10 protein-coding genes are annotated in these 13,314 nt (G+C 56.8%); 8 read left to right on the plus strand and 2 right to left on the minus strand.

The window, feature by feature from the left end; translation table 11 throughout:
• Nucleotides 1–128: 128 nt before the first annotated feature.
• The gene (locus HCU74_RS03415; RefSeq protein ID WP_168448983.1) at nt 129–2,450 is read right to left on the minus strand and encodes a TonB-dependent receptor; all 2,322 of its coding nucleotides are present in this window, start codon (nt 2,448–2,450) and stop codon (nt 129–131) included.
• A 604-nt stretch (nt 2,451–3,054) separates the two neighbouring features.
• On the opposite strand from HCU74_RS03415, the gene HCU74_RS03420 reads away from it, so the two are divergent.
• The 8 genes from HCU74_RS03420 (at nt 3,055) to HCU74_RS20270 (ending at nt 12,326) form a co-directional block, all read left to right on the plus strand.
• The gene (locus tag HCU74_RS03420) at nt 3,055–3,867 is read left to right on the plus strand and encodes an SDR family oxidoreductase (RefSeq protein WP_168448984.1); all 813 of its coding nucleotides are present in this window, start codon (nt 3,055–3,057) and stop codon (nt 3,865–3,867) included.
• Between the two features lie 56 nt (nt 3,868–3,923).
• Complete coding sequence (locus HCU74_RS03425) at nt 3,924–5,402, plus strand: aldehyde dehydrogenase family protein (RefSeq protein ID WP_168448985.1); 1,479 nt, start codon at nt 3,924–3,926, stop codon at nt 5,400–5,402.
• 172 nt (nt 5,403–5,574) lie between these two features.
• Complete coding sequence (locus HCU74_RS03430) at nt 5,575–6,090, plus strand: carboxymuconolactone decarboxylase family protein (RefSeq protein ID WP_168448986.1); 516 nt, start codon at nt 5,575–5,577, stop codon at nt 6,088–6,090.
• Nucleotides 6,091–6,100: 10 nt separating this feature from the next.
• Nucleotides 6,101–7,318 carry an MFS transporter gene (locus HCU74_RS03435; RefSeq protein WP_168448987.1) on the plus strand — a complete coding sequence of 406 codons (1,218 nt, stop codon included), beginning with the start codon at nt 6,101–6,103 and terminating at the stop codon, nt 7,316–7,318.
• The gene (locus HCU74_RS20265) at nt 7,311–8,588 is read left to right on the plus strand and encodes a cytochrome P450 (protein ID WP_210425088.1); all 1,278 of its coding nucleotides are present in this window, start codon (nt 7,311–7,313) and stop codon (nt 8,586–8,588) included. The genes HCU74_RS03435 and HCU74_RS20265 overlap by 8 nt, the downstream gene beginning before the upstream one ends.
• Nucleotides 8,589–8,724: 136 nt before the next feature.
• The gene (locus tag HCU74_RS03445; RefSeq protein ID WP_168448988.1) at nt 8,725–10,032 is read left to right on the plus strand and encodes an amidohydrolase family protein; all 1,308 of its coding nucleotides are present in this window, start codon (nt 8,725–8,727) and stop codon (nt 10,030–10,032) included.
• A gap of 96 nt (nt 10,033–10,128) precedes the next feature.
• Nucleotides 10,129–11,274 carry an acyl-CoA dehydrogenase family protein gene (locus HCU74_RS03450; RefSeq protein WP_168448989.1) on the plus strand — a complete coding sequence of 382 codons (1,146 nt, stop codon included), beginning with the start codon at nt 10,129–10,131 and terminating at the stop codon, nt 11,272–11,274.
• 17 nt (nt 11,275–11,291) lie between these two features.
• A complete protein-coding gene (locus HCU74_RS20270; RefSeq protein ID WP_168448990.1) occupies nt 11,292–12,326 on the plus strand; it encodes an acyl-CoA dehydrogenase family protein in 1,035 nt (344 codons plus the stop codon).
• Between the two features lie 48 nt (nt 12,327–12,374).
• Here the strand turns inward: HCU74_RS20270 and HCU74_RS03460 are convergent, their stop codons facing one another.
• Nucleotides 12,375–13,307, minus strand: a complete 933-nt coding sequence (locus tag HCU74_RS03460) for a LysR family transcriptional regulator (protein ID WP_168448991.1) — start codon at nt 13,305–13,307, stop codon at nt 12,375–12,377.
• Nucleotides 13,308–13,314 lie beyond the last annotated feature (7 nt).

The raw sequence follows: 13,314 nt of genomic DNA on the forward strand, positions 1-13,314 counted from the left end.
GCGGGGTACATTATCTCTAATATTCCGCTATTTCCTCATACATTCCCAAGCGTTTTTCGCTCCCCGGCAAGCTGTCGAGTTTCGTGACTCAGGGCACCGTGGCGCGGCCCCTGGATCATCAACAGTCACTAGAATTCGTAGCTCAGTTCCACGCCATAATTGCGCCCCGGGCCACTCACAATCCGCGATACAAAGTCAGGCCCTTGGCCAAGCACTACTGAGGTATAGCGAAACTCGTCGGTCAAGTTGCGTCCGTACAACGACAATTCCAGCCCGGAGGGCAGCGACAAACTGGTTCTCGCATTCAGGTTGCCGGTGGCGGGAAAGGTGGTTATCGGTTCCGGGTCGTAGCCCCGGTCGCGGAAGTACTTCAGGTTGCCCTGTTGGCTGGGAATGTCGTCTGCCCAGGAGTAGTCCAGCCGCGACATCCAGAGTGCACCGGCAACAAATTCCACTGTGTAGGTCGCCGACAGGGAGTAGGTCATTTCGGGTACGTCATCGAACTTTTCATCGCTTTTGTCGGTGCCATCAAAGCCCAGAAATTCGTCGTATTCCGCGCTCAGCAAGCCCAGCGAGGCGCCAAGTTCCAGGCGATCGGTAGGCAATGCTGTCAGTTCCGCTTCAAGGCCGCTGATGGTTGCCGAAGCGGCGTTACTGGTGACTGTGGCGGGAACGCCGTTGACAGCAATAAATTGAGTGCGCTGAATATCGGTGTAATCCGCAAGGAAAACCGCGATATTGGCGCGAAGCAAACGATCAAACCAGTCTGACTTCATGCCCAACTCCACCTGAGTGACGTTCTCCGGGTCGAAGGGGGCCAGGGTTTCGGGAGTCGTACCTCGCAGGTTCTGGCCGCCTGCCCGATAGCCGGTGGTGAGGGAGGCGTAAACCATCACATTGTCGTTAGGGGTGTAATCGATTCCCAGGGTGTAATTCACCTTGGAAAAGCTCTTCTCGAAGGTGCCCAGGCAACTTTCTCCGGGGTCGCGATATTCCTCGGGAATGGAGCAATTGCCGGCAGTCTCGGCGGCGACGCGCAAATCCTTGTCGTCGGTGGAGTAGCGCAGGCCCGCCGTGATACCCCAATGTTCGCCGAGGCTATAGCTGGCCTGGCCGTAGATACCCTGGCTGAGATTTTCGATATAACCCCGGCTTACCACGTGCACTGAAAGAAAGGCGTCGGTCTCGCCGAGATCGAGCACATCTTCTTCAAAGTGATAGATCCCAGCGGCCCATTGCAGGCGGTCATCCAGCGACAGGCCGGTAAATTGCAGCTCGTAGCTGATTTGCTCTCCGTGGCCGGTTTGCTTGGTGTCGACAATTTTGTTGGGGGTGCCGTCGATATCGAGCCGGTTTATCAGGTCATCGTAAGAACGAACGCTGGCGATAAACTGGGTATCGAACCAGGGCGTTTGCCAGTCGTTGGTCAAAGTCAGACTGGTGATGGCGATGCCGGTTTCAGGCAGAAACCCGGGGTCGTAGGTTGTGTCGTAGCTATTGCCGCGTACGTAGTCGTAATAGTCGGGGGCCAGCGCAAAGGTCAGGCAGCAGGCCTCGGCGCGAAGGCCGTCACCGTTGGCCAGCGCATCGATAAAACTCGCATCGCTGGGGCGCAGTGTAAACAGTGGCAGAATAGCGTTCTGGCGTTGATCGATTTTTATGTGTTGGCCGTTCAGGTCAAAGGACAGGTTGTCAGTGGCGTCCCAGCGCAGACGTGCACGGAAAAAGTCATGGTTCTTGGTGGCGTGCTGGTAGCCGTCGGTGAGGTCTTCACTATATCCCTTGGTCGACTGGGTTTGCGCAGCCAGCCGCAGCGCCAGTGTGTCGCTTATCAACGGCAGGTTGAGTACGGCGGTATATTGCTCGCTGCCGAAGGATGCCGCAGAGGCGCTTAGTGACCCGGAGAATTCGCTGGCGTCCGGAGCGTTGGAGGTGACTACAATCGCGCCGCCAGTGGTGTTGTGGCCGAAGAGCGTGCCTTGAGGGCCACGCAAGACCTGCACACTGCCAATATCGACAAAGGCGATGTTCACCCCGTGGGGACGGGCGATATAGACGCCGTCGTCGTAGAAGGCCACCGAGGTATCGAGGGTGGCAATCACCTCGTTCTGCACCTGGCCACGGATTTGAAACACCGCCGCTGTCGATTGGCCGCCTTGCTCTCGAGTGGTGATGTTGGGTACCTGGTACTGCAGGTCGACGGTGCTGAAAGTAGAAGTGTTCTTCAGGTTTTGCTCAGACAGGGCGGTGACTGCAACGGGGACATCCTGAATGCTTTCCTCTTCTTTTCGAGCAGTGACCAGCACCTCTTCGATAACGCGAGAGCGGGTCTGCGTGCCGGAGTCGGGGGATGTACCGCTGGATAGGGTTTGCGCGGCGACCCCTGACGCCAGACCACCAAGAGCGGCGGCCAATACCAGACTGCGGCGGAGAGCTTTTCTTATTAGCATGATGTACCTCGTGCAAGGTGTTGGTGAAACGACAGCTTAAAAACAGTATTTCGGACCGAAATTGGCTGCTGGAGACACTAATATACGGTGTGGAATTATGGTGTTTGTCGCTGCATTTTTCGAGTTTTTCGGTTGATCTGATTACCTTGAGCAATGACTCTTTTAATTATCGTTATTGGATGCAGGCCTTTGCTACGGGGCGCCGCAAAATGTGACTGCGTAGCCGGGGAACATGGCGGGCCGCTACCACCTATAATAGACATTAATATACATATTGTTCATATTTGTGTAAACCGAAATTAGTTCGACCTGGTGTTCCAGCATGTGAGTACATGCCGTTTTTGGTCGGCTCGCCTCTAACTGTCGTGATATAAGGTATTCAGCGCCGTTTTTCGGCCCGGTAAAGCAAGGCGTCGGACGACTTCCGGTAGCAAGGCGTCGCCCAGTAAGATGTGGGTATCCACAATTTTTTAGGTCGGTGAGGCGGGAAAATGAAAATTAATTCAACACTATTGAATTAAATGTATAGAACAAGTACTTTGGAGAAGCTTTGCCGTTAAGGCCGTGTTACCAGTAACTAGAATAAATAGAAGGGAATGACGTAATGACTGTAAATCCGTTTAGCTGCGCAGGTAAGAAGGCCTTGATTATTGGAGGGGCCAGCGGCATGGGTGCGGCAGTAGCCAGAGCCTTTCGTGCCCTTGGTGGCCACACTATTGTGATGGATATTGCCGAGATCAATTTTGATGCGGACCAGAGCATCAAGGTTAACCTGGCGGAAAGAGAAAGCGTCGATGCGGCACTGGCGGAGATCGATGGGCCGGTGGACACGGTGTTTGCCTGTGCCGGAATCGCCGGTGGGCCACCGATCATCTATGTGAATTTTATTGGCCAGCGCCACATTGTTGACACTCTTGTAGCCAATGACGGCATTGCTGCCGGTGGCTCGGTGGTGATGATCTCCTCGGTGGCGGGTATGGGGTGGATGGAGAATCTGCCGGAGCTACTGGATTTCCTTGCCTGTGACACCTGGGAGAGCGCGGCGGAGTGGATGGAGGGCCGGGAGGATAGCCACAATAACTATATGTTCAGCAAACAGGCCGTAAACGCCTATGTGGCGAATCATTCGCTGCGCTTGATGAAGCAGGGTGTGCGGATTAATGCGGTGATGCCGGGGCCAACCGATACGCCTCTGGCCCGGGCAAACGCAGACGAGTGGCTGGGTTTCGGTACCGATTTTCGTCGAGCGGCGGGTATCGATGCGCTGACGCCTGAGCAAATCGCCGGGCCGATGATGTTTCTGGCCAGCGATGCGGCGAGTGGTATTAATGGTATTAGCATTCTGGTTGATGGCGGTCATCTTAGTGCCGTTGCCAGCGGCGCTTTCCACGACCCGGCCTTAAGCGGCTTACTGTAGTTTTAGCGATTTTTGCGGCCTGTCCTGTGGTCGCGACAACAATAAGGAGTGTGACCATGACGATATGTAATGTGCCGGCGAAGTTGTTTATCAACAATGAATGGGTGGCGCCGACAAATAATGCTACCGACGAAGTGATTAACCCCGCTACCGAGGAGGTGCTCGCCCTTGCGCCGGTGGGCAGTACCGAAAATCTTGAAGACGCGATCAGCAGCGCCAGGCAGGCCTTTGATAGCGGGCCGTGGCCGCAGATGAGCATGGCTGAACGGGTCGCCGTGATGCAGAAAATGCATGACTTCTTTCAGGATAACAAGGCCCGGGTGGTTGAACTGATTGTGAAGGAGGCCGGTTCCACGCAAATGCTGGCCGATGCCATGCAATTCGATATTCCGATGAAACACGCGCGCCGCTTAATGGTCGATGCGATGCGGGTGGAGCCCTCGCTCACGCCCATTGAGATTGTGCCCATGCCTCAGGGAAAGATACTGGCGACCTCGGAAACCAGCTATATGCCGATGGGGGTTGTGGCAGCGATTACCCCCTATAACTTTCCGTTTTTCCTCAATTTGGTCAAAGTCTTTCACGCGCTGTTAATGGGCAACAGTTGTGTGCTTAAGCCGTCGCCCTTTACCCCGTTCCAGGCGTTGATTTTTGGCGAAGCGGCGCTGGCCTGTGGCCTTCCCGCCGGGGTGCTCAATATTATTACCGGCGATGTTGCGACGGGCGAGAGCCTGACCCGTGACGAGCGCATCGATATGGTGAGTTTTACCGGTTCCGACAATGTCGGCTCGCTGATTATGGCTCAGGGTGCACCGGGCTTGAAGAAAATGCACCTCGAGTTGGGGGGCAAGTCTGCGCTGATTGTGAGAGCCGATGCCGATATGCCGATGGCCCTGTATACCGCGCTGGGTAATTTCACCACTCACTGTGGACAGGGCTGTGCGCTGACAACGCGTATTTTGGTGGACAACCGGATTCGCAAGGAATTTGTCACTCAGTTGGCTGCGATGACCGCAGGACTGAAGGTGGGCGACACCAGTGATCCCACCGTGGCAATGGGGCCGCTGATCCGCGAGCAGGCCCGTCAGCGGGTAGAAAAATACGTTGATATCGGCGTGTCGGAAGGGGCGCGTTTGGTTGCGGGTGGCAAGCGCCCGGCGGGACTGGAAAAGGGCTTCTTCTACGAAGCCACACTGTTTGATGACGTAGACAATCGCTCTCGCCTGGCGCAGGAAGAAATCTTTGGTCCGGTGGGGGTCGTCATTGGCTACGACACCGACGAAGAGGCTATCGCACTGGCTAACGACTCCCGTTTTGGCCTGGGCGGCGGAATATTTTCTGCGGACGCCGGTCGCGCCTATGAAATGGCCCGGCAGATACGTACGGGCACAGTGGCCATTAATGGCGGGGCGTACACCATGCTGTCTGCCGCCCCCTTTGGCGGTATCAAACGCTCTGGCATTGGCCGCGAATACGGCGTCGATAGTCTGTTGGAGTTCGCCGAGGCCCGTTCGATCAGTTTCCACGCTGGCTAACTGGCTAAGGTAAGGCCTGTCAGCTCGCGCGCGGTGGCGTAAGCTGCCGCGCTTGGTCGCGGGCGCTGATACGGTAAACCAGTGATATTACTAAACACTATTGCTATAAATGTTCAATAATAGTAGTTTGTCGCTATAATCTACACCATATAAACATAACAGTGGTGACGACATGCCCCGATTAACTGCTATCGACAATGCCGATTTATCTCCAGCGTTTGTGGACGCTCTGGAGCGCGGGCTGAGCACGGGAGTGTTAAGCACCACATTGCCGATTCGCGTATGGGCCCATTGTCCTGAAGCCGCTGCAGCGTGGCTGAAGTTGCTCCAGGTCCTGCAGGACACCGCACAGCTGAGCGCCCGGGAACGGGAACTGGCGCGGCTCAAGATTGCGTCGATCAACCAGTGCCAACCCTGCCAACTGGCCCGCAAATCCGACACCGTGAGTGAAGCCGACATCGCCTGTTTGCAAGGAGATGTGGCGTCATTTACCGAACGGGAACGGCTGGCCGTAGAGTTTGCAGAAAAATTGGCCGTTGACCACCGGGAGTTGGACGACACTTTTTATATCGCTCTACAGCGCTGTTTTACTGCGGCGGAAATTGCCGAGCTGCATATGTATTGCGGGGTGATGCTGGCCGGAGGCAAGCTCACCTACGCGCTGAATGCCTACCCCAAAAGCGCGTGAATCGGTGGAAATGATGACATCCCCGCAGCGCCGCATATCCCATTTAATACTTGCACTGGTGGTGTGCCAGTGCGGCTTGCACGCATGTATGGCCGGCATGCGGCTGGCGCTGCCACTGAACGCACTGAGTGTGGGGGCGAGCAAGCTGAGCCTGGGGATTCTGGTGTCGTGTTTCGCGATTTTCCCCGCTCTGGCAGCCCTGCGTTTTGGTGCATACACCGACAGGGTGGGACCTCGTGGCCCCGCGTTATTGGCGGCGGGGCTGTCCCTGGCCGGAGTGATTTGCGCGTGGTGGTCATCGTCGTCGATAGAGTTGATGTGTTTGGCGGCGGGCCTGTGTGGCACGGGGTCGGGGCTGGGAATGATCGCCGTTCAGCGCGCTGCCAGCCGCGAAACCATGAGCCGCGAAGAGCGGCTGAAAGTTTTCAGTACCGTGGCACTGGCCCCCGCGTTGGGCAGCTTGATTGGCCCGATAGTGATGGGGCGGGTAATTGATGGCTGGGGTTATGGCAATGCCTACTTCACGCTGATGCTGTTTCCGCTGGCGTCGATTGTGCTGGCGTGGCTGGCGACCTCTGGCGCCAGCGCAGTTAGTTCCGTGGGCAAGGAGGGGGCGAAGCCGAACGGCGCGCTGTCATCGCTGTCGCTTTTAAAAAGCGGAGCGCTGCGTCAGGTAATGGTGCTGAACTTGCTGGTGGTGGCGAGCTGGGACCTGCACGGATTTGCCCTGCCTATATTGGGCCACGAGAAGGCCTTTAGCGCGACGGAGATCGGTAGCATCTTCGCGGCCTACGGCGCTGCTACCCTGGCAGTCCGGCTGGTGCTTCCCTTTGTCACCCGGTTTTTTACCCACCCGTTTTTGCCGGTTATCGCAATGCTGGTGCTGGCACTGATCTTTGCCAGTTACCCGCTGTTGCCCTTGTCCTGGTTAATGATGCTTGCCTCGGCGGCCTTTGGCATGGTGGTCGGCATAATACAGCCTACAATTATGGTGCTGCTGCACGACGCGGTGCCGTCCGAGCGCCACGGCCAGGCACTGGCCTTGAGGTCAATGTTCAATCAAACCGCGATTGCCGTGTTGCCACTGATGTACGGACTATTCGGGGTCTACGCCGGGGTGAACACGATGTTTTGGCTAATGGCCATACTGTTATTTGGCGGGGTTATCACCGCTATTCGATTATCGAGTCGTAAGACGATTACTGTGGAGAGCTTAGCGCGTGGATAAGAAATCATCGAGTCAACTGGAAACCTCCTTTAGCGGAGTGGCGGCCAACTACAAAGGCCAGGATGTCGATCTGTTCGAAATATATAAACAGATGCGTGCGCAAACCCCGGTAGTTGAGGGGGATTTCATGGGCAATCTCGGAGTGCCAAACATCGCCGGCCACGAAGCGGGGCGCAAGACCTACACCCTGTTTAAATATAACGACGTGATGGCGGTGCTGCGGGACGCCGACACCTATACCAGCGGCTTTATTGCAGCGGGACTTGGCGCGTTTATGGACGGTTTGATCCTGACCGGTATGGATGGCGAGCAGCACAAGAAAATGCGCACCTTGTTACACCCGGTGTTTATGCCCAAGGTCGTCAACACCTGGCGCGGCAGCAAAATGGAGCCGATTGTGCGCGAGGAGTATATGAAGCCCCTGGCCCCTGAGGGCAAGGCCAATCTGATGGACTTCGCGCTGCATTTTCCCGTTCGCTTGATCTATTCGCTGATCGGCTTTCCCGATGATGAACCCGAAAGCATTCAGCAGTACGCTTCCTGGGCACTGGATATTCTGGCGGGGCCGCAGGTCAAGCCAGAGGATGCCGCTGAGGCCAAGGCCCGGGCATTGAGTGCATCTGAATCGCTGTATAAAGCCGTGCGTGAACGAGTGGCCCAGGTGCGAGCCAAGGGCGAGCTGGGCGGTGACCTGATCAGCCGCCTGATCGAGGCAGAGTACGAGGGCAAACTTCTCGATGACCACGAAATTGCCACCTTTGTGCGCTCCTTGCTACCCGCTGCCGGGGAGACCACCACCCGTACCTTTGGCACAGCAATGACGCTGCTGCTGGAGCGGCCTGAGCTGCTGGCCCGGGTGCGTGAAGACCGCAACCTGGTGTCGTCGCTGATCGACGAGGCGGTTCGTTACGAACCGGTGGCCACCTTCAAGGTGCGTCAGGCGGCTAGAGATGTGGAAATTCGCGGCGTATCGATTCCCAAAGGATCGATGGTGCAGTGCATTGTGTCGTCGGCCAATCGCGACGAAGAGGTGTTTGAGCGGGCCGACGAATTTGATATCGACCGCAAGTCCAAGCCCTCTTTCGGTTTCGGCTTTGGTCCCCATGTTTGTATCGGCCAGTTTATCGCCAAAATCGAATTGTCGGTGGCTATTAACGGGGTGCTGGACTACATGCCGGGAATTCGCTTTGACCCCGATTACCCCGCACCGGTTATCCGCGGTGCGCAGTTGAGGGGGCCGGACAGCTTGCATGTGGTATGGGATAAATAGGCCGTAATAAAAAATATTTATTAGACATAAAATAGAAAAGTGTTTAATATAACTGCCAGACAATGACAATAAACACCGATGTCGCAGTGACGCTTCCGTCGTCACTGCAGACGAATAGTCCAAGGAGATTTCAATAATGAAATTTGAAGATGTAATTCTGGTTAGCGTAGACGATCACACTATCGAACCCCCCAACTGCTTCGGCCGTCATATGCCGGAGAAATACAAGGGCCGCGAGCCCCGCGTAGAGCAGCGCAGCGGTCGTGATGTATGGGTATTCGAAGAGCAGGCGACCGGATACATGGGACTGAATTCGGTCGTCGGTCGCCCCAAGGAAGAATTCGGTATGGAGCCGCTGGGCTACGACCATATGCGCAAGGGCACCTGGGACATCAAGTCCCGCGTTGATGATATGAACGCCAATGGGGTACTCGGCTCACTGTGCTTCCCAACCTTTCCCGGTTTTGCCGGGCAGCGTTTCCAGAATGTGGCCGACAAGGGTGTGAGCCTTGCGGCGATTCAGGCCTACAACGACTGGCATGTTGAGGAGTGGTGTAATGCCGCGCCGGGGCGGTTTATTCCGTTGATGGTTATTCCCTGGTGGGATCCCCAGGCGGCTGCGGTGGAAATCAACCGCATGGCCAAGCGCGGTGTTCATGCGCTGACCCTGTCGGACAACCCGACGGTTCACGGCTATCCCTCGATTCACAACGATCACTGGGACCCCATCTGGAAAGCCTGCTCAGACAACAATGTGGTGATCTGCTGTCACATCGGCACCGGCGCCAAGGCGGTTCACGCCTCTGACGAGTCGCCCATTGACGCCTGGATTACCTCCATGCCGATTTCTATTGCCAACTCCGCTGCGGATTGGCTGTGGGCACCGATGTGGAAAAAATATCCCAACCTGAAAATGGCCTTGTCGGAAGGTGGTATCGGCTGGATTCCTTACTTCCTTGAGCGCGCTAACTTTACCCACCACCACCATCAGGCGTGGACCAATTCCAACTTCAATGGAATGGATCCCAGCGACTTCTTTAACAAGCATATTATCTGCTGTTACATCGAAGATGCCTTCGGCCTGCAAAACCTCGACAAGATTAACGTCGATATGGTGACCTGGGAGTGTGACTACCCCCACTCGGATTGCACCTGGCCGCGTTCCGCCGATATCTTCTGGGAGCAGGCGAAACACCTGCCAGACGAAACCATTAACAAGATCTCGCATTTGAACGCCATGCGTGAATTCTCCTACAACCCCTTTGAAATTCTGGGCAAAGAGAATTGCACAGTAGGCGCGCTGCGCGCTCAAGCGACCCACGTCAGCACCGCACCGGAGCTGGGTATGGGTGGCGCTGCGCCGAAACGTGACCCGAACAAGCCGGTCACCTCAGGCGATATCAACAGCATGTTCGCGTCGGCTGACGCGCAGTCAGCCCTGTAAGGTTGCCTGCTACAAAACGTTGAAAGGCTGCGTGGGCCGGGGTGAAACCCGGCCTTCGTGTATTTGGGTTTCTATACAGCTTGTGTGGTCATCAACATGTTTATCGAGCAATTTCGCTATCATCCCATTCCTGCTGAAGCCGAGGCGCTCCGCGCAGAGGTACGCGCCTTTGTTGCCGAGCACACCGCCCATATGTCGCTGCGCCAACGCGCGGATTCATGGATGGGCTTCGACGCAGACTTCAGCCGCAAACTCGGTGAGCGCGGCTGGTTGGGCATGGCCCTGCCGCGCCGCTATGGCGGGGCCGAGGCCAGTGCCTTTTCCCGCTACGTTGTTATCGAAGAATTGCTGGCCGCCGGAGCGCCGGTATCTGCCCACTGGTTTTCCGACCGGCAGAGCGGTTTGCAGATTCTCCATCACGGCAGTGAAGCCCAGCGTGAACAATTTCTGCCGGCGATCTGTCGCGGCGAGTGTTATTTCTGTATTGGAATGAGCGAGCCGGGATCGGGTTCAGACCTGGCGTCAATCAAGTCCAAGGCGGAAAAAAACGACCAGGGTTGGCTGCTTAACGGCCAGAAAGTCTGGACCACCAACGCCCATCGCTCCCACTATATGATCGCGCTGGTTCGCTCGGGCGAGTCGGAAAGTCGCCACGGTGATATGTCGCAATTTATCGTCGATCTCACCTTGCCTGGTATCACCGTCAGGCCGATCAAGGACCTCACCGGCAGCGAGCACTTCAACGAAGTCTTTTTCGACAATGTGCAACTGCCGCCGGAAGCCCTGCTCGGTAAAGAGGGCGAAGGCTGGTCGCAGGTGACCGGAGAGTTGGCGATGGAGCGCAGCGGCCCGGAGCGCTTTCTCAGCTGTCTGATTTTGATGCAAGCCATGATTGCTGAAATCGGTGCCAATGCTGACGCCTTGCAACAGCGAGAAGTCGGTCGGCTGACCGCACGGCTGATGACCCTGCGACAGATGTCTCTCGCCGTAACGCATTTGCTGGATCAGGGTGAAAACCCGTCTGTTGCGGCCTCCTGCGTCAAGGATCTTGGCGCGGTATTTGAACAGGAACTGCCGGAAATTGCCCAGTTGCTCTGCGACGTTGAGCCGACTCAATCCGGGGGGAGCGACTTGGCGCAGGTGATGGCCTATCTCACCCAACAGGCGCCGTCGTTTTCATTGCGAGGCGGCACGCGTGAAATCCTGCGGGGTATTATCGCCCGTGGTCTTGGGCTGCGATAGCGGAAGGAGAGAGCACCGTGAGAGAACTTTTTGATAATACCATTCGCGCCATATTGGCCGATCAATTGTCGCCGGAACAGGTGATTGCAGCGGAAGGTGGGGAGTTTTCCCGAGCGCTGTGGAACAGCCTTGAAGAAAACGGTGTGCCGTTGGCGCTGGTGGCGGAAGACCACGGTGGCGTCGCTGCCAGCCTTACCGATGTCTGCGGTTTGATTATTACCTGTGGTGAATTCAGCGCACCCCTCCCCATAGTGGAGACCATGCTGGCCAACTATCTACTCGCCCGCAAGGGCTTGCCTCCGCTGAATGGCGTCGTCAGCTTTGCGGCGGGTGATGAGCTGGTGGTGAATGCGGGTGGCGTCAGTGGCAGTGTCGCCAATGTCCCCTGGGGGCGTCATGCTGACCTGATACTGGCTCCGGCGGGGCAGTCCCTGGTGGTGTTGGCGACAGGCTCAGCAAGTCGTTGTGAGGAAATGACCAATACCGCAGGCGAAGCACGGGACACCCTGTTTTTCGACGGTGCAACGCCGGAGCAGACGATTGTTCTGGATGGTCTGGCCAGCGAACTGTTGTTACTGACCGGCGCGCTGATACGCTCAGCGCAAACTACCGGCGCGATTATGCGGGTGCTGACACTGGCCAAGGATTACGCCAACGAGCGGGTGCAATTTGGCAAGCCCATTGGCCGGTTTCAGGCGGTGCAGCATCAAATGGCCTTGTTGGCAGAACAGGCGGCGATGGCCAAGGCTTCCTGCGAAGTGGCTTTTGCGCGGTCGGCGATGGAATTCCATGAAGACAGTATCACTGCCGCGAAAATCTGCGCAGCGGACGCCGCCGGTGTTGCGGCGAGTGTCAGCCATGGCGTTCACGGTGCCATTGGTTTCACCCATGAGTACACCCTGCATATTTCCACTCGCCGTTTGTGGTCCTGGCGCAGTGAGTTCGGTTCGGCGACGTATTGGTGCCGCCGCCTTGGCGACAAGGTATGCAAGAGTGGGGCGGAGCAGTTCTGGCCGGGTGTTGTCGAAGGGGGCTTCCCGTCGCCGGTGTAGTGCCGCGCTATTCAGTAACAGGCCCGCCGGGTCTGTTACTGACAGGCTTCAGTTCGGTGGAGACAGCTCGTTGCTGTCGCTGGTGTCGATCAAAAACTGCTTGAACACTTCTATACATTCGTCCTGACCCCCGTCCTTCCAGATCAGTCCAACCTCCATTGGCGGCACCGGATCGAGTACCGGGACGCAGTCGATGCGCCGACCTTCCAGTGACCAGGGGCGAAATACCATGTCGGAAAGTATGGTGACACCAAACCCATGACCAATCAGCCCGCGCAGGGCCTCCATCGAACTGGTGCGAAATGCGATGTCCGGTGACAGTCCTGCGGCGGTTTTCCAGTAGCGCGCAGTGGAAACTTCGCCCTCATCGACGGTGATCTGGATATAGGGGTGCTCGCGAATATCGGCAAGGGAGGCACTGCCCTGATTGAGCAGCGGGTGGCCTGCAGCGGCCCACAGTTGGCGACGGGAGCGGATCAACACGCTGTGCTGAAAGTGCTCGCGCAGCTGGCTATTGGACAGAATTACCAATCCAAGGTCGATGCTGCCCTGTTCCAGCGACGACTCGATTTGCTCGCGATCAAGATCAAGCAGATCAAATTCCACCATTGGGTGGCGGGTGCGGAACCGCCCCATCAACGACGGTAGAAAATAGCCGAGCAGCGTATAGGAGGCCGCGAGACGAATCCTGCCACGCAGATCCTGTGCATTGCTCACCGGGTCGGCAACCGCATCTTCAAGTGCGTCGAGAATATGGCGAATACGAAGGAAAAAACGGTTTCCCTCTGCGGTGAGGGTCACGCCCTGGGCCTGGCGAAGAAACAGGCGGGTTTGCAGGGTTTCCTCGAGATTGAGAATCGCGGTGGTAATGGTCGATTGAGACACGTGCAGGCGGGTGGCGGCGACCGACAACCGGCCGCTCTCCGCTGCGGCGGCAAAATAGCGCAGTTGTTTTAGCGATATATTCTGAAGACCGATCATAGCTCAG

This window comes from Spongiibacter thalassae, assembly GCF_012272835.1.
GTDB lineage: Bacteria > Pseudomonadota > Gammaproteobacteria > Pseudomonadales > Spongiibacteraceae > Spongiibacter > Spongiibacter thalassae.

Excerpts from the sequence above, each read along its gene's own strand:
- HCU74_RS03415 (WP_168448983.1), bottom strand. The coding sequence starts at position 2,450 with ATGCTAATAAGAAAAGCTCTCCGCCGCAGTCTGGTATTGGCCGCCGCT.
- HCU74_RS03420 (WP_168448984.1), top strand. The coding sequence starts at position 3,055 with ATGACTGTAAATCCGTTTAGCTGCGCAGGTAAGAAGGCCTTGATTATT.
- HCU74_RS03425 (WP_168448985.1), top strand. The coding sequence starts at position 3,924 with ATGACGATATGTAATGTGCCGGCGAAGTTGTTTATCAACAATGAATGG.
- HCU74_RS03430 (WP_168448986.1), top strand. The coding sequence starts at position 5,575 with ATGCCCCGATTAACTGCTATCGACAATGCCGATTTATCTCCAGCGTTT.
- HCU74_RS03435 (WP_168448987.1), top strand. The coding sequence starts at position 6,101 with ATGATGACATCCCCGCAGCGCCGCATATCCCATTTAATACTTGCACTG.
- HCU74_RS03445 (WP_168448988.1), top strand. The coding sequence starts at position 8,725 with ATGAAATTTGAAGATGTAATTCTGGTTAGCGTAGACGATCACACTATC.
- HCU74_RS03450 (WP_168448989.1), top strand. The coding sequence starts at position 10,129 with ATGTTTATCGAGCAATTTCGCTATCATCCCATTCCTGCTGAAGCCGAG.
- HCU74_RS03460 (WP_168448991.1), bottom strand. The coding sequence starts at position 13,307 with ATGATCGGTCTTCAGAATATATCGCTAAAACAACTGCGCTATTTTGCC.